This window comes from Pseudomonas sp. P4_B4, from assembly GCF_056402255.1.
On sequence record NZ_JBFUHS010000005.1, the window covers coordinates 214,107 to 235,950 of the forward strand.

Consider the following 21,844-nt stretch of genomic DNA (forward strand, 5'->3'; position numbering starts at 1 on the left):
CTAACGCCTACCCCGGTCTTTACCGCCGACGATGTCCTTGATCACATAGCGCGGCCGGTGCTTGGCCTCGATGTAGATGCGACCGATGTACTCGCCGAGGATGCCGATGCCGATCAGTTGCACACCGCCGAGAAACAGGATCGCGGTCATCAGCGATGGATAACCGGGGACGCTGTTGCCGAAGAAAATCTTGTCCAGCACCATATACACCGCATAGAGCACCGCGAAAATCGAAATGCCGCCACCGACGTAAGTCCACAAACGCAGCGGCACGGTGCTGAACGAGGTCACACCTTCCAGGGCCAGGTTCCACAGCTTCCAGCCATTGAACTTGCTGCTCCCCGCCACCCTTCCTGCCCGCTCGAACTCCACCACCACGGTATTGAACCCGGCCCACGACAACACGCCTTTCATGAACAACTGGTGCTCGGGCAGGGAACGGATCACATCGACCACCTTGCGATCCATCAGCCGGAAGTCCCCGACGTTTTCCTCGATGCGGGTGTAGGCGATGCGATTGAGCACATGGTAGAAAATCGACGCGCTGTGACGCCTGAGGTAGCCGTCGACGTCCCGATTGCGGCGCTTGGCGAGTACCACATCGGCGCCCTTTTGCCATTGCTCGACCAATAACGGAATGACGCTGATCGGGTCTTGCAGATCGACATCCATGGGAATCACGGCATCGCCGCTGGCGTGTTCCAAGCCGGCAAACAGTGCCGGTTCCTTGCCGAAGTTGCGCGAGAAATTGATCAGCAGCACCTGATCATCCGCCTGGGCCAGTGCCGTGGCCTGTTCGGCCGTGCGGTCGGAACTGCCGTCGTTAATGAACACGATCTCGACGTCGGTGCCGCTGAGCTTCAACTCCCGTCGTACCGCCTGATAAAACAGGTCGATCGCCTGTTCTTCGTTGAACACCGGGACAATGAGCGACACTTTCATTGATCACGCTCGCGAAACACCACGTATTTGGAATACAGGAAGCCGAATACCAGGCTCAACGCCGAGAACAGGGCCACGGTGAGCAAACCATGCAATCGCCAGACATCGCCGAGATGGCCGACCCCCAGGCTCAATGCCCCCATGCCCAAAAGAAACAGCAGGTAACCTGCGACCGTGGCACTGGCGGCAAAGGTAAATTGCGCGTTCATGTAGAAAGAAAACGACGCAGCCACGCAGAAGGCCGCCAGGTTGCTGATTGCCTGGCTGAGGCCGGCCGCCACACTCAGCAGGAAAAAGATCTGCCAGTGGATCAGGGTGTTGGCGACCCCGATCGCCGTGTAACTGGACAGCCCTTTCCACAACAGTCTCATGTGAGGCTCCCGTTTCAGAACGTTGCATTCATTAGTATTTGAGCCTGTCTGCTGTCAGAAATCGCAGGTTTTTGGACCTTTCAGACCAGCGGTTGAGCCTTGAAGCAACGCCCGAGACATCCGGAAATATCCCGACTTTGCAATTGCCCGCGAATCAGTCCACCCTGCGCGCCGCCGATCGGGCGCGTGGCCTTTGCGCCCGCCACCAATCCCATTTTTACCCGCTGTTACGAGTCTGCTGTCATGACGTTAGCACGCGATCACCGGATCGACTTTTTTCGTGGTCTGGCACTGATCTTCATCTTTTGGGATCACGTGCCCCACAACCCTTTGGGGCAAATCACCCTGCGTAACTTCGGTTTCAGCGATGCGGCCGAGGTTTTCGTGTTTCTGGCTGGTTTTGCGGCCGTACTGGCGTACGGCAAAGTCCTGGCGCGCGAAGGTTTTCTGATCGCCTGCGTGAAAATCCTGCGCCGGGCGTGGGTGCTCTACGTGGTGCATATCTTCCTGCTGGCGATGCTGATGGGCATTGTGTTTTTTGCCAACAGCCACGTGGAAACACGGGATCTGGTGGAAGAAATGGGCATGCATCACTTCATCAGCAACCCGCAGCAGGCTCTGATCGATGAACTGCTGTTACGCTTCAAGCCGAACCTGATGGACCCGTTGCCGCTGTACATCGTGCTGTTGGCGGGCTTGCCCCTGGTGCTGCCGCTGCTGGTGCACAAGGCCTGGGTGGTGGTCGCGATGTCATTGGCGTTGTATCTGATGGTGCCGCTGGCTGGCTGGAACCTGGCGGCCATCAAGGACGGCGTATGGTATTTCAACCCGGTCGCCTGGCAGTTGCTGTTCGTGCTCGGCGGTGCCGCTGCGATTCACAGCCAGCGCCCGCGCCTGCCCGAGACGCGCCCATTGCTACGCCAGCCGTTGTTTGTCAGTGCGGCGCTGTATGTCGTGGTCGCGGGTGTGTTGACCGTGCTGTGGCGCTGGCCGGATATACACGATGCCGTGGTGCCGGCGAGCCTGCAGAACTTCCTGTACCCCATCAGCAAGACCGACCTGTCCCCGGTGCGCCTGCTGCATTTCCTCGCACTGGCCTACATCACGGCGAAACTGATTCCCGACAGCGGATGGACGCAAAACTGGCTCGCGCAGCAAAGTTGCCGAATGGGCCGTTTCTCGCTGGAGATTTTCTGCCTGGGCGTGCTGCTGGCACCATTGGCGGACATGATCAATGCGTTGACCGACGATGCTTTTGCCATGCAGATCTTCACGGCGCTGGTGGGTGCCGGGTTGATGGCGTTGCTGGCGGCGTGGCTGGAGTTCAACAAGCGGTTGAACCAGACAATCAAAAGATCACAGCCTGCGATCCATTGATCTTCAAAACCAAAAAGCCCCGATCATTTCGACCGGGGCTTTTGTCTTTCAGGCATTACGACTTACGAAGCCGAACGCGCCGCACCTTGCGAAACATTGGTCGGTTGCAGCTTGAACACGTAGAACAACACGGTCAGCAGCACCAGGAACGCAGGGCCCACATACAGCGCCACGCGGGTGTCCGGGAAGTACGCCATCAGGCCGACCACCAGCACCAGGAACGCCAGCGCCAGATAAGAGCTGATCGGGTACAGCCACATGCGGTATTTCAGGCCGGCCGCTTCGCTGGCGCTCAGGCCTTTGCGGAATTTCAGTTGGGCCAGCAGGATCATCGCCCAGGTCCAGATCGCGCCGAAGGTGGCAATCGCCGTCACCCAGACAAACACCTTTTCCGGCACCAGATAGTTCAGCAGTACGCCCAGCAGCAACGCGCCAATCGACAGCAGCAATGCACGCCGTGGTACGCCGTTGCTCGACGTTTTGGCGAACCCCGCCGGGGCCTGGCCGTTCTGCGCCAGGCTGTAGAGCATGCGCCCGGTACTGAAGATGCCGCCGTTGCAGGACGACAACGCCGCGGTGATCACCACGAAGTTGATGATACCCGCCGCGGTCTTGATGCCCAGCCGCTCGAAAGTCATCACGAACGGACTGCCCTGAGTACCGATTTCGTTCCACGGGTAGATCGACAGGATCACGAACAACGCGCCGACGTAGAACAGCAGAATCCGCCAGAACACAGAGCCGATGGCATTGGGGATGGTCTTTTGCGGGTTCTTCGCTTCACCGGCGGTCAGGCCGATCATTTCCACGCCGAGGTAGGCGAACATCACCATTTGCAGCGACATCAACACGCCTTGCACGCCGTTGGGCATGAAGCCGCCCTGGGTCCACAGGTTGGAAATCCCCAGGGCCACACCGTCGTTGCCGAAACCGAAGGCGATGATGCCGATGCCGCCGAACACCATTGCAATGATGGTGACGATCTTGATCAGGGCAAACCAGAACTCGAACTCACCAAAGGCCTTGACCGCGATCAGGTTGATCGAGCCCATGCTGATCAAAGCAGCGAGCGCCCAGATCCAGCGCGGCACATCGGGGAACCAGATACCCATGTAGACCGCCACGGCAGTGATTTCCGCGACGCAGGTCACCAGCCACAGGAACCAGTAGTTCCAGCCGGTCAGGAAGCCCGCCAGCGGGCCGAGGTAGTCTTGGGCGTAACGGCTGAACGAGCCAGCGACCGGATTGTGCACGGCCATCTCGCCGAGGGCGCGCATGATCACCAGGATTGCCAGACCGCCGATGATGTAAGACAGCATGATGGCCGGGCCGGCCATTTCGATGGCCTTGGCCGAGCCCAGGAACAGGCCGACACCGATACAGGCACCGAGTGCCATCAGGCGAATATGCCGCTCGCCGAGTTCACGTTTAAGCGAACCGCCCTGAGCGGTCTCGCCTTGGGGCAGGTGATTGCCTACGGGCATGGGGGACATCCTCGTCTTGTTATTGGATATGACCACCGAGTGGCGAAGCGCTGACCGATAAGCCATCGCCTCCCGAACCGGTTCTGCTTCGTGGGCAGAGTCGTCTTGTAGGAAAAACCCGCAAGATCAGTGGGAAAAACGGCGCCGAGTATTGCACAACAATGGTGCATCGTCATGCCCCTGCCAAAGTCTATAAAGCTCTAGTTCAAGTGTTTCAGCCCTCCTACCTACTGTGGCGAGGGAGCTTGCTCCCGCTCGACTGCGCAGCAGTCGCAAAACCAAAAAACCAGATATTCCAGACAGATCAGAGTTGCTGATATGGGGACCGCTTCGCAGTCCAGCGGGAGCAAGCTCCCTCGCCACAAAAGCGCTGCACGGAACCGAATCCTTCAATGATTTGAAAATTTCACTCAGCAAATGCAGGATCACGCAGGAAAACGAATAGCTAGCGTATTTAGCTAAACGCCAAAGGGAGCAACGGAATGCCTCCACATCCAAACTCGCATCTATTGCGCCGCGGACGTTACTCAGAACCAGGACGGGGCTATTTAATAACCGCAGTCGTGCATCAGCGCCGCCGAATATTCGCGGATTGGCGGCTTGGACGCCTTTTGGTTGAAGAGTTCAGGCAAGCCCATGAGCAAAAATGGGGCGACTCAATGGCCTGGGTCATCATGCCGGACCACTTCCACTGGTTAATACAGCTTGAGCGGCACACGCTGGCGCAACTCATGCAGGCCATAAAATCTCGCAGCACTCTCACGATCAACCGGGAATTGAACGAAAGAGGAGCCTTCTGGCAAACCGGCTACCACGACCGGGCCATCCGCGACGGAGAAGATCTTCTACCGTTCGCTCGCTACATCGTTGCCAATCCACTCAGGGCGGGGCTTGTGGATAAAATTGGCGACTATCCGCTCTGGGATGCGTGCTGGCTGTGAGGTCAAATGGCTGGCTGATCCTCTTGCTCCCGCTAGACTGCGCAGCAGTCGTAAAGCCGGTGAAACATATCATCCAGACAAATCGCATTTGCCTGCCTGGGGGCCGCTGCGCAGCCCAGCGGGAGCAAGCTCCCTCGCCACAAAAAGAGGCCATGACCCGACGTTTTGCCCTTCACATTTTTTTCACCTTCGCCAACCACCGTCTAAGCTTCAGTGAAGTCCGATCAATCTGCGTGAATGGATCAGTCGACTATGGGCGCTTTGTGGCAAACCGATTCGAGTAAAACCGTGGTTCCGAATGAACGTGAGGATGAAGCGCCTATTCCTGAAAAACCCCGTCGCTCCAGGCACGGATGGGGAGCGTTCTGGCTATTGCTGTTGATAATCGCGATTGTCGTGGGGCTGGCAGCTGCGAGGGAAATGCGTACCTCGAGGTTCCAGGCCCGGGAAGTCAGCAAATACGCCGCGTCCCTGAACTATGAGCTCAAACCCGGCCCCAGCGATGCGATTCGCTATCCGGGCGACGGTCCGTTCGATCGGCGCCTGGGCTACAGCTCGCTGGATGAGTTCCTGCCGCGCCTGATCAAGCGAAATTTCGTCGTCGAAGCACAAACCCGCTTTTCCCCGGCGCTGTTGAAGTACAGCGACAAGGGCCTGTTCGTGCCTTATGCCGAGAAAATCCAGGCCGGGCTGTCGATCACCGATTGCCGTGCAGCCCCGCTGTACCAGTACAACTATCCGCAGCAGCTTTATTCAAGCTTTGCCTCGATCCCGCCGGTGGTGGTCAACAGCCTGCTGTTCATCGAGAACCGCTTCCTGCTCGACCCCAAGCAACCGCTGGCCAACCCGGCGGTGGACTGGCCGCGGTTCGGCATGGCGGCGTGGTCCCAGGTGGCCAAGCTGTTACACGTGCCAGGCCAATCCGCCGGTGGCAGTACCCTGGCCACGCAACTTGAGAAGTACCGGCATTCCCCCGATGGCTTGACGGTCAATGGCGCGGAAAAGATTCGCCAGATGATTTCCGCCACCGTGCGCGCCTACCAGGCCGGGCCACAAACCCTCGAAGCCCGGCAGAACGTGGTTCGCGACTACCTCAACAGCGTGCCGTTGTCGGCCGTACCGGGCCACGGTGAAGTGCACGGTATGGCTGAAGGGTTGCGTGTGTGGTACGGCTCCGACTTCAATCAGGCCAACGAAGCTCTTTCCAGCACCGCGACGGATCCAAAAACCATGGCGGAAAAAGGCCTGGCCCTGCGTGAAATGCTGTCGTTGATGATTGCCCAGCGCCGCCCGTCGCATTACCTGACCAAGGGTCACGATGAACTGGCCGACCTCACCGACAGCCATATTCGCCTGCTGGCGCAAAACAGTGTGATCGATGCTCAGCTCGCCGCAGCAGCCCTGGCCAGCAAAGTGACCTACCGCGACTGGGCCACCCAGCCGACCATTCAACCGATCGAAGCCAACAAGGGCATCAGTGTCGCGCGCAGCCGTCTGGCCGGCATGCTCAATCGTCCGCTGTATGACCTCGACCGCCTCGACCTCTCCGCCACCAGCACCCTGCAAGGCGAGTTGCAAGCCGAGGCCACCGAGTACCTGAAAAAACTGGCCGACCCTGAGTTTGCCACGCAAATCGGCCTGATCGGCGAACGCCTTCTGACCACCACCAGCACCACCCAGGTGCGCTACAGCTTCACTCTGTTCGAACTGACTCCGGACGGCTCGCGGGTTCGGGTGCAGACCGACAGCACCGACCAGCCATTCGACATCAACGAAGGCAGCAAACTGGAACTGGGCTCTACCGCGAAAATGCGCGTGCTGACCACCTACCTGCAAATCATCTCCGAGCTGCACGACAAATACGCCGGCATGGCTGTCCCGGAACTGAAGAAAGTCGACGTGCCGGATCAGGACCGCCTGAGCCGCTGGGCGGTCGATTACCTGATCGAGAACAAGGACCGCGACCTGCAAAAAATGCTCGGTGCAGCCTTGGACCGTAAATACTCCGCCAGCCCTGGCGAGGCATTCTTCACCGGGGGTGGCCTGCATGTGTTCCACAATTTCCGCAAGGAAGACAACGGCCGGATACCGACCCTGCGCGACGCCCTGCGCGAGTCGATCAACCTGCCGTTCATTCGCCTGATGCGTGACCTGGTGCGCTACACCACCTACTCCGGCCCGAACAGCAGTGCCGAACTGCTCAAGGACGACCGCGACCCGCGGCGCCAGGAATACCTGGCCGAATTCGCCGACCACGAGGGCAATTCGTTCCTGCTCAAATTCTGGAAAAAGTACAAGAACAAGGACACCCAGGACCGGCTCGACACCTTCCTGGATAGCATGCGGCCGACCCCGATCCGCATGGCCGCCGTACACCGCTACCTGCTGCCACAGGCCACTCAGGAAAGCTTCAACGCCTTCGTGCGCTCGCACCTCACGGGTGCCAAGCTCACGGAAAAACTCACTGACGAACGTCTCGTGCGGCTCTACGAGGGCTACGGCCCCGGCTCCTACGACCTGCCGGACCAGGGCTTCATCGCCAAGGTTCACCCGCTGGACCTGTGGCTGATGGGCTACCTGCTCAATCACCCCGACGCCAAGTGGGGTGAAATCGTCAAAGCCAGCCAGTTCGAGCGCCAGGAGGTCTACAGCTGGCTGTTCAAAAGCAGGCACAAGGGTGCCCGCGACAGTCGCATCCGCACCATGCTGGAGATCGAAGCGTTCCTCGACATCCACCAGCGCTGGCAGAAGGTCGGCTATCCGTTCGACCACCTGGTACCGTCGCTGGCCACCGCCATCGGCAGCTCCGGCGACCGTCCCGCCGCCTTGGCCGAATTGATCGGCACCATCCTCAACGATGGCGTGCGCATGCCGACCCTGCGTATCGACAGCCTGCATTTCGCTGCGAACACGCCCTATGAAACCCAACTGATCAATGACCCGGACGTCGGCAAACGGGTGATGCCATCCGAGGTGGCGACCGCCATGCGCGAAGCCCTTTCACAGGTGGTAGATGCCGGTACGGCCAAGCGCGTGGCCGGCAGTTTCAAACTGCCGGATGGCAGCCCGCTGGCCATGGGCGGCAAGACCGGTACTGGCGACAACCGTATCGAAGCCATCGGTTCCGGCGGACGGATCCTGAGTTCGAAATCGCTCAACCGCACGGCCACGTTCGTGTTCTACATCGGCGATACCCACTTCGGCACCCTGACCGCGTACGTGCCGGGTCGCTCGGCGGAGAGCTTCACTTTCACCTCGGCGTTGCCAGTGCAGGTGCTCAAAGGCATGGCGCCGATTCTGACGCCGTACCTGCAACCGGGCACCCACACGATGTGCCAGCCACCCCAGGCAACGGCTGTCCGCTAAGCATTACCAAAAACCGGGGCCGGGGTGGCGGTAACTATTTATTTTTCACTCTTTGATTTTGGGAGGCTTGGGGCAAAACCTGCGCCCTTTCAAACCAGTTTTTGAGCTTTTTTCGGGGGCCACGCGTACCTAGTCTGTCCGTTCCATTATTGATCAACGGACGATCAGACAATGCCCAACCCGGATAAAATTCCAGACTCGCTCGCCAATGACCTGGCCGATAAAAGTATCCATTTCGAACGGGTCGAACAGGCTATCCCTACCTGGCTGAAAGACACTTCCATCGCTCGTGTCGATGAACTGAAAACCGACAGGGTGATCCTTCCAGACCCGCTGCGGGAAGCCACCCAGGCGCTGCAGCAACGACTGAAGCACGGCATCAAGCTCAGCTGGACTGCGCAAAACGAGGTAGATCGCGCACTGAGCGAGCTACAGGATGTCTACGCATTTGCCCGTCCCATCCTGCAACAGGCACTGAAGGACCGCTTCGGCGTCGACGACGATGTCGAGCAGACCTGGCTACATTTGTATGCACCGGTGAAAACATCCTGGTGGGTGCATGACTTTTCAGGCGGCACCACCAGCCGGACCGTTTCGCTACTGGACGCCGCCCTGCATAATTTTTCGCTCGACGAGTCATTTCACCAAGACTCCGAGTTCATCACCCGCCCCGACGCTCGCGGGCATTTCGGGGTCAAACACCTCAAGCACAAACTGAGCATCGATCAGTTCAAATCACTGTGCCGCGAACTGAACACCGGTGCCAGATACCAACAGCATCTGAACGAGTTTTTGCTGTCGACCAACAGAGTGGCGAGCAATTACCTGCGTTACATCGTCATTCGCAGTCAGAAAAGCGCGTTGAATGTTGCGGCACAAATGGCCCTGATGAAAAAGGACATCGACCAGGAGGCCTATGACGTCGTGCAAGGCATGCTCGACGATCGTTCACAACTGCAATGGCACGGTCAGCCCGTCGGCTATTACAACCTGTCGATGATGGACACGCGCCTGGTTGGCATTGTGCTGATCGCCCCCGATGTATTCACCGCCACAGGTGCCGTCCCGGTCCTGGCGTATGTTCCCCATGACCCGGAGCATCCGCTCAAGCTGTACCCGTCGACGCTCGATTTCATGGCGCAACTGACACGCCAGCTGCGCGATGGCACCTCCAGCAAAAGTTATCAACAGTACTTCAGCCAGTTCGTGCCCCATCAGCAACGCGGGCATTTCTTCGCCGGACTCAATGACCGCCTGAGCACAATCGAATGGCAGCCGGTCCCACCTGGCTCCAGCTTGCCCAGTTGGCGTGAAACGCCCGTGGCCAACCCCGACTTGAAGTTCAGCCTGTCGAGCGTCAAGACCGACCGAGAGACTGTGTTCAAGAATGATCTCTGGGGCTACTACTACCGCCAGAAGCTCAACAAGATTCTCAACGATGGGCGGGAAATCGCGATTTCCACCGAGTACGCCGATCGTATGGCCCGCTGGGCCTGGTGGGATAACCTGGAAAAAATGCTGTCGGACATTCTCAACGTCGCGCTGCTGGTGGCCACGCCGCTTGTCCCCGGCCTTGGCGAGTTGATGCTGGCCTACACCGCCTATCAACTGACCGATGAAGTGGTCGAGGGTATCGTCGACCTGGCCGAGGGTCATTTTGCCGAGGCGGCAGAACAGACCATCAGCGTGCTGGAAAGCGTCGTCCAGTTGGGCGCATTTGCCGCGGGCGGCGCAATCGGCAATGTCGCGCGCGCGAAGCTCTCGCCGTTTTTCGAAGGACTCAAGCCGGTGCAAACGGCCGATGGGCGGACGCGGTTGTGGAACCCGGACCTCGCCCCCTATCAACAATCTGACCTGGCCTTGCCCACAGACGCCAGGCCCGATGCACAGGGGATTTACCAGCATCAAGGGCAACAGATTCTGCGACTGGACGATCAATTGTTCGCCGTGCAAACAGACCCGGTAACCGGACAACACCGCATTCAACATCCACAACGCCCCGACGCGTATACCCCGAACCTGCGGCACAACAGTCATGGTGCCTGGGTCAGTGAAACGGAGAACCCGCGCGAGTGGGAAGGCACGACCCTGATGCGTCGCCTGGGCCATACGACCGACGCATTCAGCGACACACAACTGGAGCGGATCCGTCAGATCAGCGGTACTGAAGAGGCCGAACTGCGCAGGATGCACATCGAGCACGCCCCGCCGCCGCCCTTGCTGACCGACACCCTGCAACGCCTGGGGGCACCGGTGAATCCACCTCCTGCGTTGTCCCCCGAAATGGCTGCACTTTTCAGCGAATTTCCCGAACTGCCCGGCCCCGTCGCGAAAAAAATCTTCGCCGGCGCCACCCATTCGGAACGCCAGCAGACTACCCGACACAAGCGCCTGCCCTTGCGCCTGAAAAGCCAGGCCCGGGAACTTCAGTTCGAGACCCAGGCGGTGCGCGCCGCCCACGGCCTGTACGACAACGCGCTGGTCAGTCGCGATACCGAACGCCTGGTGCTGGGCACCCTGCGGACGCAAACCGATACCTTCGGCAACCTGCGCATCGAAATCCGCCAAGGCGCGCTCGACGGCGAACTGCGATGCAGCGCCGGGCCGGAAGATGCAGCACAAGTAAGGGTCATGATTCGCGACGAATCCGGAAAATACGAAGTACGTGACGCCGAGGATCAGCAGATCCACGCAGCCGATGATTTTCTTCCAGCCCTGCTCCAGGCCATGGGCCGGGATGGGCGCAGAGCGGTGGGATATCGAGCGGGGGATATCGGGTTCTTCAAGCACTGGATCATCGCCAAGACCGAGACACCGAGCGAGCGCCGAGCGGTTCTGGCCACACCACCGATTCGTACGGTGGCCGAGCACGAGACCATGCTGTTGGTACGTGGAGGAGGCCTAAGCAAGGAAGGAAAAACACTGCACGAAAGAATTCACGACCTGCATCCACATTTTAGCGACAACGAGGTCGACGTCTTTGCCCAAGCCCTGATTGAAAAGGGCGAGCCGATGAAACGTCTGGAGGAACAGGAAAAAGATCTCGACGAACTACGCAAGACTGTCGAACTCTGGGAGCACCAATTCGCCGGGCTGGATGCCGATAATCCAATACCGCTACATGGCACGCGCTCGCACATTGCCGAGCGTCTGCTCAAGTGTTTCGAGCGAAAGAACAGCGAGTTCGGCAACCGTATCGATCCGGATGGCTACGCGCTGGATCTTTCACGGGATGTATCACAGGGGCTATCGCCCGTGGACCTGGAAGCTTCATGGCCGAAAAGACCGGAACTGAAAAAATATCTGGATAAAGTCACGGTACTGAAGCTCGACAACACGCGCTTTCTGGCAACACCGGATGGCTTGCTTCAAGACTTCCCCCGCCTGCGCCAACTCAGCGCCAGACATTGCGAGCTCAAGAATCTGCCCGACAGGATCGGGGCCATGCACCGGTTGGAATGCTTGCAGCTGAGCGACAATGCCATTGTGCTGGATGCCTACGCAGTGCTGCGACTCAAGCAACTCACCTATATGGAAATACTCAGGCTCGAAGGCAACCCTCTGGCAATGGCACCGGACATTCGTCGCATGCCCAGGCTCAAAGTTGTGGCCTTGAAAAACACCGGCCTGACCACCTGGCCCGTCGGCACCCTGGCCAAAAACCGACCAAGGGGTTTTCTCCTGGACCTGCGGGACAATCCCCTCAGAGTAATTCCCGAGGTGGTGCCCGGCAGGCCCGAAGCCTGGGTCGTTGCGCGCACCCGACTCAATGTCGGTGATTTGTCGGACGTAAACCAACTGAGATACCAGGAGATTCGTCGCTCAGTGGGATTGCCTCCCGAACCTCTCGTGATTCCTCACCCGATGGAATACCGGACCACTGCCAATGATTGGGCCAATGTACCGGGGTTGGGGGTAGAACGGATCGCCTCTTTCCGGGAACTGTCCGACGACCCTCTGTCTCATAAGTTTATCGAGGCGGTGCTCAAACAGGAAAACACCAAGGACTTTGCCGCTGGTGGCTCTGCTCGCCAGCAATTGGTACAGCGCATGGCGCGCATGCTCGATGCCGTGTACATCGACACTCATCTGCGCGAGCAGCTCTACACCATGGCCATCGCCCCCGTCGATTGCGCCGATGCCGGTGCGCAGTTGTTCAACAACATGGGGATTCGCGTGCTCGCCTCCGAGGCGTATTCGTACACCACCGACAGTGCAGAACTTCAGCGCAAACTGGTGACCCTGGCCAAAGGCGCCGCACGGCTGGATCACGTCAACGACATTGCCCGGGCCGACGTCGCCAGTCGTGGCGGCAACCCTGATGAAGTCGAAATCTACCTGGCGTACCAGACGGGTCTCGTCTCGCGGTTGAACCTGCCCTGGCAATCCGAAGGCATGTTGTACCGAACGGTAGCCGGTGTAACCGACACCATGATCGATCAGGCATACGACACGGTGCTGGCCCTGGGCGAAGGCGATGGTCTGATCAACAAGATGCTTGAACAGGACTTCTGGGAGCGTTACTTGTGTGAAAAATGGCCTGTTGGAACGGAGACGAACAAACATCTCTACCAGAGCAAATTCGAGAAACTGGAGACACTGCGCACAACCCAGCTTCAGTGGCTCGAGTCGACGTCAGACATTGAGAAAGCCGACCTGCGCAACCGGCTCTGGGAACTCATCAACGTTCTGCCCGTTCCAGAGACCGTAGTCTTTGCCGATGAGCCCATCAGCGAATCTGACTTCGATCGTTTTCTCATCGACCTGGGTGACGAGGAGAAACAGATGGCGAGACAACTGACCCGAGAGGCGCTGCGCAAAGCCGGCCAATAAAGTCCACAAAGCAAGTCAAAGGCAGCCTGACGCGTCAGGCTGCCGCACATCAAGGCGCAGCGGCGATGAATATCAGTTGCACATTGCCGTAATAAACACCCGGTTTGTATCCGCCGACAGGCACTTTCGGCACGATCTCCAAGGGAAAGCGGCCACCGGCGATTGCTTGCGCAGCGGTCAGCACTTCCCTCGGTCGTGGGTCATGGCTCAACTCCTTACCGTTGAAGCTGACGCGCAAATAAATGTTCTGATCGTCACGCCCGTTGGTCAGATACGGTTCTGCTTCCAACCGTGCTTCGATCGCGCTGGTGTCGTGCTTGACGTCGAAATTCTTGCGCAGCCCCTCCAATGTCTTGGTATGGATGTTCCACGGTAACGTCTGTTCAAGGTGTATCCAGTTCGACTCGGCGGGGATGATGTAAAACCCCAGCGTCGGGATATCCACCGACACCTCGAACGTACGCTCTTCCCGGGCAGCAAAAGCCTGGGTACTTATCAGCGCCATCACGCTCATCCACACGGCGATGGTCGATTGCTTGATCATGTCAGGTACCTGTTGCGACAAAAAATACCGCGAGCCAGCCAAGGTGACTCGCCCCTCCCGGTATTACTGGCTGGCGATGCGCAGCGTTTTTTTCGATGCGCCTTCCACCAGGTTGAAGCGATATTCGCGGTCGGGCTTTTTCTCGAACTCAAAGGTTTTACCGGCCAGAACGTGGTGTTTGGTGGTCGGCTCACACTCGGTTTCGTTTTTCAGCGAGCAGTTGCGAAACTCATCGATCAGCACGACGGTATTGCCGTTGTTGCGCAGCCGGTAAACGCCGGGGCTGTCATCGATCACGCTGTCGAAGCGACTGTTTTTCGGTCGGACAAAAAACACCGTGCCAAACCCGGTCATCACGTTGACCCCCGCCGACAGGTTCTGTTTATAGGCATCGCGCTCTTCACTCGACACCGCGAATTCGTCTTCTTTCTCTGGCACCACCGGCACGAAGCGCACGCGGAAATAACGCTCGGTGTCACGTACCCCCATGTGCAACAGACGCGTGCCCTGCATGCCCTTGGCCGGCACGATCAGTCGCGCGGGGCTGGCCATCAACCCATCCCGACCGCTGCCATCCGCCTGGGTCTTGAGCGGAATTTCACGAGGGCTGCCATCAGCGTCGTAGACGATTTCCAGGATGCTGACCTTGACGAACGCCGTGCTGTCTCCACTGTTGAACACACGTTTAAGGTACGTGCTCTTGTCGCTGTCGAGGTAGTCGTAAACCGTTCCGACATTGATTTGCGGTCCGGCGAAAGCCGCCAGGGAAAAACCGCTCAAACCCAGCAGTGCCCACAAACGTTTCATACTCTTGAACCTCATCACATAGAACACAAATCGGACACGCGCCATCGATACGCGGGCCATCAGACTTCCGAATCCCAGATCACGGTGACTTTGCCGCGATAGGTGGACGCCACACCGGGTTGAATCATGAATTCCATCTGATGTGGCGGGATCTCGAAGTGCAGAATTCCCGGTGCTCGATCTACATAAAAACCAGGTTGAAATTGCTGCGCATTGGCGGCCCCTGTTCTGAGACGCTGGCGCTTGACCGGTTGCCCTGCGAGATTGGTCAACCCGTTTGGCAGACTGACGCTGACTTGCAATTCAACCGAGCGTCTAGACACCGGATCGAGAATCAGGCAGTCATAGGGGAAACCAGTGATTTCACACTCCAGCAGCATCTTGAACCGCGAAGACGCGGAGATATTGAACGTCTGGTCCCGAAACAAACGCACAGGTCTACGCCCCGCGTGCAACCAGCTTTGCCAGCCGCCCGCCGGAACCAGTTGGACTTTTTCGCCGCCAGGGGGGATGTCGACCTTGAGGGTGTGCTGAACATCCAACACAAAATTCAGGGTCAGGTCGGGGTCGCTCGGCAGCATCACATCGCCCATGTCGAAGTCACCACCAGGACCAATGCGATAACTCACGTCCCCCGTATAAAGCCCGGATGACATCGTCAGCGGATTGGGGGTTTTAAGCTCATAGGAGAAGTCCAGGTAGTCATAAGTCATGGCTGGTATCGGAAAACTCGCAGTCTTGACGCAGGTCCCTTGTACCGGGGTCTTCCAGAAGAACCGGTAGTAGTTGTCCGAATACAGCCCGACACCACTGTAGGCGCAGGGAGGTGCCGCGTTTACCCAGCCTCCCCCCGGACCGCCCCATAAGGCGCGGTGCCCTTCAATGGCCGTGGCGGCACCTGTCAGATTGACCGCGGTATCACTGAGGATGTATCTGGAACCGAAACCGGCAATACGCACCTCGACGGTTTCCGTTTCGCCCGTTTCCCGGTTCGTCACCGTTAACGGACGCCACAGGGCCGGAATGCTGAACATCGCACTGTTGCGCGGCGACGCATTGGGTTGCATGGTGCTCGCCGATTCGAAACGCATGGGCAGGCGAATGCTGAAGGTCTCGTTGTCCCGGCATTCGCTGGGATAGTCGGCACAATAGCCACTGACCGGCGTTTTATTAACGAACAGATTTCGTTGCGGGTTGGCAGAGTCCGGGGTGAACAGCGCCCGGATCTCCTGATTCACCGCCTGTGCCGAAGGCGCCGCGACGACGGCCAGCATCCCCAGCCAGCGACTGCGCCGCAGCAGGCGGGAACATGTAGACGTTAGTTTCATGATCACACTCTCTTGAACATCGGAATCGGGGCCGTTCAACCTGCCGTGCGTTGGTTGGAAGTGGCATCCGCCAACGTGTCCGGCGAACACCGCAGATCACCGATCATCAGCACGTTGTTTTCACTGCGGTGCTTGTCGATATCAAGGCGGAACTGGCACAGCAACTGGTCTGCGTAACGTACTTCCAGGGTTGGCGAGCCGGCATTCATTTCCATGGAGAAGAAGCCATCGACTTCGCTGACCCCACGGCTGGCGTGGTTGATCACGTGATGGCCCTTGAGCGGCTGTCCTTGCGGGTCGAGCAAGCGGCCGAGCACGGTCAGGGTTTTCATGACACGGACCTTGCGGTACTCCACGCCTCCCTTGTTCAGGTGATAGCGCGTGCGTGCCGGCTCGATGCTCGCCGCCGGGACGTCGTTGCCTTCGAAGTCGAAGCTCACCAAACTGTTTTTGTAAGCGGTGAGCGGTATGAAATTGCGTCCGGGACGCAAGGCAGCGCTGCCACCGCTGAGGTCGTCGGCACGCAGGGCAATGCCGTCGATGTCGGACTCGACATCGACAATCATCCCGGCGCCACGTCCTTGGTGCTGACTGGTCAACGCCATGCGCTGCGCTCCAACGACTAGCGTGCTGTCGAGGTTCAAACCACCGGTGAAATTGTCGTTGAAGGACGAACGCTGGATGAACCCGTCACCATTGATGGCATCGGTGCGAAAGTTCGCCAGGCTCGACAATCCGACACCGTAGGTATCGGTCAGCGCGGTCACCGATACGCTCTGCAACACATGGTCTTGCAGGTCCTTTCGCCAACCCAGGGAGGCGTTGTTGTCACGGCTGCCATCACGGGCGGTGCGGCTGCCGATGCTGCCGGAAACCTGCTGCCCCGGGCCACCGAGCGCCATGTTGATGCTCAGGTCGACCCCGCGATTACGCGCATCACCACTGCTGTAGCTGCCGGGGCGATCAAACAGCGAGAGCCGCCAGTTGGCATCGCTGCCGAACAGAACGGTGCGTTGCGTCCAGCCCAGGTCCACCCCCATACCTTCGACGTTGCCCTCGCTGTGGGACACCCGTGCGTTGAGCGAGCTTTTGCGGCTGATCCGGTGGTTCAGCGCCAATGACGAATTGCTGGTCTGGCCGGTGAACACATTGCGCTGACGCACTCGGGTGCCGTCGGGCAATGTGTCGAAGGTGTTGGTGGTGTCTAGCCAGCTGCGGTTGTGGCTGATCACCAGACTGCCGGCGCCATAGTTGTACAGGCCTTGAAAATCGGCACCGGTGCCGTGGTCTTCGGTCTGGTACAGGTTGGCATAGAGGCTGACGCTGTTGGCCAGGCTCCAGTCGATGGAGCTGCCGTACTGCAGCTTGTCACTGACCTGGCGTGCCGACAGCCCGAGAATCACCCGTGGGTGCAGCAAGTAGTTGAATGACGCCCCCACCGTCGCATCGCCGCTCTCCTGATCATTCCAATTACTCAGCAATTTGCTTTCCTGTCCGGCAAACAGGTTGTAGCGCCAACGCTCATCGTGGTTGCGCCAATTGTTCGGCTTGTAAATCAACTCCTGGGTGGTCGATGTGATTTGACCGTCTTCGATCAACCGCACTTCCACCTCGTAAATGCCACCGGGCAACGGACGGGTGTCGAGGGTTTGCAAACCCGCCGGAACCGACTGGGTATTGATCAGCAAGCCGTCGCGGTAAATTTCCACGGAACCCTGTCGGTTGGCCGTGACATAAACCGGATAGACACTGGGTTTCGGGCTGTCGATCGCCAGGCTGTCGGAACTGCCGAACATCACGCCCACCGCCGTATCGGGGCTGGTGCCGAACGAACGGGGCTCGCGCGTCAGGCCTTCGGAATTGGGGGTGAAGTAGCCCAGTCGGAAAAAACGGCCCTCCAGTTCGCGCTGGCTATAGAGCTCGTGCACCGCGTGGTAGGTCTTGTTGTCCGGACCACCAAGACGGGACAGTTGCATGTTGAAGGTCTGGCTCCAGTTGCCCAGGCTGCCGCTGGCCTCCAGGCCGAAACGACCGCCCAGGTCCTGATCCTGGCCGCCATTGAGATTGAGCTGGTTACGTACCATCAGGCCATTGCTGCCGCCTTCGGGCTGATCGTAGAAACGCTTGGCTTCGCTGTCGCGCTCGGCATTTTCAGTGACGATCGACAGCAATGAATTTTCGAGGTTGTAGTGAACCGCCAGCATCTGCTCCGGGCATTGGCCTGTGCAGGTGCCCAGCGTCACACCGGGTTTGAGAATATCGGCCCAGGTATCACGCTCACTTGCAGTGAAGCGGCTTTCGCTGGTGTCGGTGAAATCGAGCAGCGTTACCCGGTCATCACGGGACAACACAATCATCGCCTCACCCAGTGGTTGTTGATCGAGTTCGACACGAACCGCCAAGGGAACATCGAAGAAATGCTCCTCGAACTCGGCCGGCAAGCCCTTGGCCTGTGCCAGCAAACTTCGCGGCGAGTTATCAACGGAAGTGGGCGCCGCAAATGCACTGCTACATAACAGCAGCGCAAGCGCCGCCGCGATGGGCGTCATCGGGAACATGAACGAGTTCTCTAATTACAAAGGAGTTAAAGCACGGCCGACAAACCGGAAAGTTTGCCGACCGAGAACGTCACTTGATATAAGTAAACGGTTTGCCGTCGCGAATATTACTTAGACGGAAGGCTCGACAACCAACATCACGACGCCGGTGTAATCGCCTGCATCAGGTTTTTGCGTGGTCACCGCACTGATTTTGAATGGCGCGCGATAACGGGTATTGGACTCTTCATCTCCAACAACTTCCTGTGAAGTGGTTGTCAGCGTCTTGCCATTGAGCTCGACTTTCAAGTCGATGCTTTTGTTACCGGCAATCAGCTTGGGGACGCCTTCAAGTCGTGCGTTGACCTTGCCGGCGGTATGAAGCACATCAAAGTGCCCATCGACGGATCTCATGGAGTCGGTAGAGGGGTTGTAGCTCATGTCCTGATCCTTGTTGACCAGATCAAAGTCAACCGGCACCGCATAGAAGTCGTCAGCATTGACAGTAGCAACCAGACTGATGGTGTGCCTGGCTTCGGTAGCGGCAAACGCCATCGAAGAACTCAGAGCCAAAACAGCCAGGGGAGCAGCGAACGCGATTTTCTTGAACATCTTTCAGTACCTGTGTTTTTAAAAGGATGAAGGGCTGAAAGTTCATACAGAGCAAAACTGTCACGAGCAGCTATTTGCCCAGCTGAACTTTCAACGCCGAAAGATGATCGACCAATTGTTCTTGAAAGTAAGCAAGAAAGTTCCTGCAAGTGCGTAGCCGGAGTGCCATGACAGTAGAAAGAAAAAAAACGGAAATAACTACAGAAGCGATGTTTGACTGTAAGAGACAGACTACAAACAGCATCCTGCCTGCAATGATATTCGAGATATTAACAAAGTACCTTCTGTAAGACCAATACCACAACCCCAGCAAACAATGGAGCAAACTAATACATTAGAGAGTTAACACTAATTTCTGAGATTTTACCTGTACTAATAAGCTCTATTTTTTCGATTTGACCTTCAAGCCAGGGCCGATGCAGGGATTGCCGTTGGTCAGGAGCCTTTGCTTTTTCGTTAAGATATATCTTAAGTTGTATCTAAAGACGACGAGAGAAAGCAGAAAATGAGAGACCATCATTCCCCCCACCGCGAACACGGCGACAACCGTGACTGCTTTGAGAAACGTCCCGCCCGCGAACGCGGCGGCCGTGGGCCCCGGGTGTTTGCCCCCGGCGATCTGAAGTTGTTGCTGCCGGCATTGATCGCCGAACAGCCGTGCCATGGCTACGACCTGATCCGCCAGATCGAAGGCATGTTCGAGGGCGCCTACTGCCCCAGCCCCGGTGTGATCTACCCGACCCTGACATTCCTGGAAGAAAGCGAACTGATCCTGGGCGACGCCGAAGGCGGAAAAAAACGCTACACCATCACCGATGCCGGACGTCTGTTCCTGCAAGAGCAAGCCGTTGCACTGGATGGCGTGCGGATGCGCATCGACGTCAGCAAGCGTTCGCTACGCGGCCATGATCGCCCGGCGGAAATCCATGAGGCTGTGCATAACCTGCGCCACGCCCTGCAAATGCACCATGGGCGCTGGAGCCCGGACGAAATCCTGCGGGTACGTGACCTGCTCAACGACACCGCCAAAGCCATCGTCGACGGCCCCGCCGTTCAACCCGTTCAGGAGAACGCCGAATGACTGAAGTGATCACCACCATTCACCGTGTCATGCACGAAATCAAACGCCGTCGCCTGGAAGTGCTGCGCGTGGTCGACCTGACCCCGCGCATGCGCCGGATTACCTTGGGCGGGCCTGAACTGGCAGGCTTCGTCAGCCTGGGCACGGACGATCACGTCAAACTGTTGTTCCCGCAGAACGCCGAGCAAGCTGCGGCGCTGGAAACCCTTATGCTGGGCGCCGGCAAGGACAACGGTCCGCTGCCTGAGATGCGCGACTACACCCCGCGCCGCTATGACCTCGATACCCTGGAGCTGGACATCGACTTCGTGCTGCACGGCGACGGCCCTGCCTCGACTTGGGCGGCGCAGGCCCAACCCGGGCAGTTCCTGCACATCGGCGGGCCACGGGGTTCGATGATCGTGCCGGACATCTTCGACAGCTACTTGCTGATCGGCGACGAAACCGCCCTGCCCGCGATCGCCCGGCGCCTGGAAGGTCTGGCGGCGAATCGGCGGGCGCTGGTGATCGTCGAAGTGGAAAACGGCAAGGAGCAGCAGGTGCTGCACAGTGCGGCCGAGGTCAATGTGATCTGGGTGCTGCGCGAAGGCGGCAAGGACAATCTGCTGACCACCGTGCGCCAGATCCAGGTGCCAGCCGGCAGCCTGTACGCGTGGGTGGCGACCGAGAGCAAGGTGTCGCGGCAGACTCGTCGGGTGTTGCTCGATGAGCATGGGCTGGACGAGCAGTTCGTCAAGGCGGTTGGGTACTGGAAACTGGGGGACAGCGGCGAGGAGTGATATCCACTCAATCGCAGGCTGAAGATTTTGTGGCGAGGGAGCTTGTCGGATCGCCGCACCGTCCCGCTCGGCTGCGAAGCAGTCGTAAATCTGCGCATTGGGTGTATCAGATTAACCAGGTTGCAGGTTTTAGCACTGCTGCGCAGTGCAACGGGAGCAAGCTCCCTCGCCACAAAAGGTGCTCAAAACACCCATAGCGCTCACCTTCGAGCCCGCCACCGATCCAGCCCGATCACCAGCAACGCAATCACCACAAACCCAGCCAATAACCCGCCGGCATTGATGAACACCTGTGGATAACCGAGTTTGTCCACGTCCACGAAGGGATACGGGTAAACCGCCAGCAGATGCCCGCGCAACAGCGCATAGGCGAAATACAGCAGTGGATAAATCACCCACAGCGCGATATGCCACACGCGCAATGTGCCCTTGGGCACACAACGCCACCAATACCCCAGAAACAGCAACGGCATGATGTCGTGCAACAGCTCATCGGCCAGCCATTGCCAGCCCTCGGGATGCCACAAGTGGCGCAGCAGCAGGTTGTAGGCGAGGCTCACCACGGCGATGCTCACAGCAATCGCACTGCTGACCCAAGGCTGCAGGAACCAGCGGCGCGCGGCGGACTCGCGGGATGTCCATTCACAGGTCAGCACGGTCGCCACCAAGGTGTTGCTCAGCACGGTGAAATAGCTGAAAAAACTCATCAGCCCGCCGATCAGGCTCGCGCCCAGCGTCCAGCGTGAATGGAGAATCAGGTACATCTGGATGCTCAATCCCGCCCAGCCAAGCATGGCAGCCATGGCCACCAAACGACGGCGTAACGCAGACGGGTCGGCCAT

Annotated in this window: 15 protein-coding genes; 6 read left to right on the plus strand and 9 right to left on the minus strand. The window is 58.5% G+C overall.

Going from position 1 to position 21,844, the window contains the following annotated elements:
* Entirely contained in the window at positions 1-942 is a 942-nt protein-coding gene (locus AC1DVE_RS08645; RefSeq protein WP_223458708.1) for a glycosyltransferase family 2 protein, read from the minus strand.
* Entirely contained in the window at positions 939-1,313 is a 375-nt protein-coding gene (locus AC1DVE_RS08650) for a GtrA family protein (RefSeq protein ID WP_223458706.1), read from the minus strand. Before AC1DVE_RS08650 ends, AC1DVE_RS08645 begins: the two co-directional genes overlap by 4 nt.
* 243 nt (positions 1,314-1,556) lie before the next feature.
* On the opposite strand from AC1DVE_RS08650, the gene AC1DVE_RS08655 reads away from it, so the two are divergent.
* Positions 1,557-2,690 carry an OpgC family protein gene (locus AC1DVE_RS08655; protein ID WP_223458704.1) on the plus strand — a complete coding sequence of 378 codons (1,134 nt, stop codon included), beginning with the start codon at positions 1,557-1,559 and terminating at the stop codon, positions 2,688-2,690.
* 62 nt (positions 2,691-2,752) lie between these two features.
* Here AC1DVE_RS08655 and AC1DVE_RS08660 read toward each other — a convergent pair whose 3' ends face one another.
* Positions 2,753-4,174, minus strand: coding sequence for an amino acid permease (locus AC1DVE_RS08660; RefSeq protein WP_223458701.1), 1,422 nt, complete (start codon positions 4,172-4,174; stop codon positions 2,753-2,755).
* Between the two features lie 482 nt (positions 4,175-4,656).
* On the opposite strand from AC1DVE_RS08660, the gene AC1DVE_RS08665 reads away from it, so the two are divergent.
* The 3 genes from AC1DVE_RS08665 (at position 4,657) to AC1DVE_RS08675 (ending at position 13,314) form a co-directional block, all read left to right on the plus strand.
* Complete coding sequence (locus AC1DVE_RS08665) at positions 4,657-5,115, plus strand: REP-associated tyrosine transposase (protein WP_477783883.1); 459 nt, start codon at positions 4,657-4,659, stop codon at positions 5,113-5,115.
* Between the two features lie 252 nt (positions 5,116-5,367).
* Entirely contained in the window at positions 5,368-8,481 is a 3,114-nt protein-coding gene (locus AC1DVE_RS08670) for a transglycosylase domain-containing protein (protein WP_223533231.1), read from the plus strand.
* Positions 8,482-8,652: 171 nt separating this feature from the next.
* Entirely contained in the window at positions 8,653-13,314 is a 4,662-nt protein-coding gene (locus AC1DVE_RS08675) for a dermonecrotic toxin domain-containing protein (protein WP_477783884.1), read from the plus strand.
* Between the two features lie 49 nt (positions 13,315-13,363).
* Here the strand turns inward: AC1DVE_RS08675 and AC1DVE_RS08680 are convergent, their stop codons facing one another.
* The 5 genes from AC1DVE_RS08680 to AC1DVE_RS08700 form a co-directional block, all read right to left on the minus strand.
* Complete coding sequence (locus AC1DVE_RS08680) at positions 13,364-13,858, minus strand: CS1 type fimbrial major subunit (protein ID WP_223458696.1); 495 nt, start codon at positions 13,856-13,858, stop codon at positions 13,364-13,366.
* A 63-nt stretch (positions 13,859-13,921) separates the two neighbouring features.
* Positions 13,922-14,665 (minus strand): molecular chaperone, encoded by a 744-nt coding sequence (locus AC1DVE_RS08685; protein WP_477783885.1) that lies wholly within the window; start codon positions 14,663-14,665, stop codon positions 13,922-13,924.
* A gap of 59 nt (positions 14,666-14,724) precedes the next feature.
* Positions 14,725-15,939 carry a hypothetical protein gene (locus AC1DVE_RS08690; RefSeq protein WP_223458691.1) on the minus strand — a complete coding sequence of 405 codons (1,215 nt, stop codon included), beginning with the start codon at positions 15,937-15,939 and terminating at the stop codon, positions 14,725-14,727.
* An 89-nt stretch (positions 15,940-16,028) separates the two neighbouring features.
* Entirely contained in the window at positions 16,029-18,551 is a 2,523-nt protein-coding gene (locus AC1DVE_RS08695) for a CS1-pili formation C-terminal domain-containing protein (RefSeq protein WP_477783886.1), read from the minus strand.
* A gap of 111 nt (positions 18,552-18,662) precedes the next feature.
* Positions 18,663-19,142, minus strand: a complete 480-nt coding sequence (locus AC1DVE_RS08700; RefSeq protein ID WP_046041008.1) for a CS1 type fimbrial major subunit — start codon at positions 19,140-19,142, stop codon at positions 18,663-18,665.
* 505 nt (positions 19,143-19,647) lie between these two features.
* Here AC1DVE_RS08700 and AC1DVE_RS08705 point away from each other — a divergent pair.
* Both AC1DVE_RS08705 and AC1DVE_RS08710 read left to right on the plus strand, forming a co-directional pair.
* Positions 19,648-20,223: a PadR family transcriptional regulator gene (locus tag AC1DVE_RS08705; RefSeq protein ID WP_223458686.1), complete on the plus strand. Its 576-nt coding sequence runs from the start codon at positions 19,648-19,650 to the stop codon at positions 20,221-20,223.
* Positions 20,220-21,002, plus strand: coding sequence for a siderophore-interacting protein (locus tag AC1DVE_RS08710; protein ID WP_223458684.1), 783 nt, complete (start codon positions 20,220-20,222; stop codon positions 21,000-21,002). Before AC1DVE_RS08705 ends, AC1DVE_RS08710 begins: the two co-directional genes overlap by 4 nt.
* Positions 21,003-21,202: 200 nt before the next feature.
* Here AC1DVE_RS08710 and AC1DVE_RS08715 read toward each other — a convergent pair whose 3' ends face one another.
* Complete coding sequence (locus AC1DVE_RS08715; RefSeq protein WP_223458682.1) at positions 21,203-21,844, minus strand: Pr6Pr family membrane protein; 642 nt, start codon at positions 21,842-21,844, stop codon at positions 21,203-21,205.

Excerpts from the sequence above, each read along its gene's own strand:
- AC1DVE_RS08645 (WP_223458708.1), bottom strand. The coding sequence starts at position 942 with ATGAAAGTGTCGCTCATTGTCCCGGTGTTCAACGAAGAACAGGCGATC.
- AC1DVE_RS08650 (WP_223458706.1), bottom strand. The coding sequence starts at position 1,313 with ATGAGACTGTTGTGGAAAGGGCTGTCCAGTTACACGGCGATCGGGGTC.
- AC1DVE_RS08655 (WP_223458704.1), top strand. The coding sequence starts at position 1,557 with ATGACGTTAGCACGCGATCACCGGATCGACTTTTTTCGTGGTCTGGCA.
- AC1DVE_RS08660 (WP_223458701.1), bottom strand. The coding sequence starts at position 4,174 with ATGCCCGTAGGCAATCACCTGCCCCAAGGCGAGACCGCTCAGGGCGGT.
- AC1DVE_RS08665 (WP_477783883.1), top strand. The coding sequence starts at position 4,657 with ATGCCTCCACATCCAAACTCGCATCTATTGCGCCGCGGACGTTACTCA.
- AC1DVE_RS08670 (WP_223533231.1), top strand. The coding sequence starts at position 5,368 with ATGGGCGCTTTGTGGCAAACCGATTCGAGTAAAACCGTGGTTCCGAAT.
- AC1DVE_RS08675 (WP_477783884.1), top strand. The coding sequence starts at position 8,653 with ATGCCCAACCCGGATAAAATTCCAGACTCGCTCGCCAATGACCTGGCC.
- AC1DVE_RS08680 (WP_223458696.1), bottom strand. The coding sequence starts at position 13,858 with ATGATCAAGCAATCGACCATCGCCGTGTGGATGAGCGTGATGGCGCTG.
- AC1DVE_RS08685 (WP_477783885.1), bottom strand. The coding sequence starts at position 14,665 with ATGAAACGTTTGTGGGCACTGCTGGGTTTGAGCGGTTTTTCCCTGGCG.
- AC1DVE_RS08690 (WP_223458691.1), bottom strand. The coding sequence starts at position 15,939 with ATGCTGGCCGTCGTCGCGGCGCCTTCGGCACAGGCGGTGAATCAGGAG.
- AC1DVE_RS08695 (WP_477783886.1), bottom strand. The coding sequence starts at position 18,551 with ATGTTCCCGATGACGCCCATCGCGGCGGCGCTTGCGCTGCTGTTATGT.
- AC1DVE_RS08700 (WP_046041008.1), bottom strand. The coding sequence starts at position 19,142 with ATGTTCAAGAAAATCGCGTTCGCTGCTCCCCTGGCTGTTTTGGCTCTG.
- AC1DVE_RS08705 (WP_223458686.1), top strand. The coding sequence starts at position 19,648 with ATGAGAGACCATCATTCCCCCCACCGCGAACACGGCGACAACCGTGAC.
- AC1DVE_RS08710 (WP_223458684.1), top strand. The coding sequence starts at position 20,220 with ATGACTGAAGTGATCACCACCATTCACCGTGTCATGCACGAAATCAAA.
- AC1DVE_RS08715 (WP_223458682.1), bottom strand. The coding sequence starts at position 21,844 with ATGGCCGACCCGTCTGCGTTACGCCGTCGTTTGGTGGCCATGGCTGCC.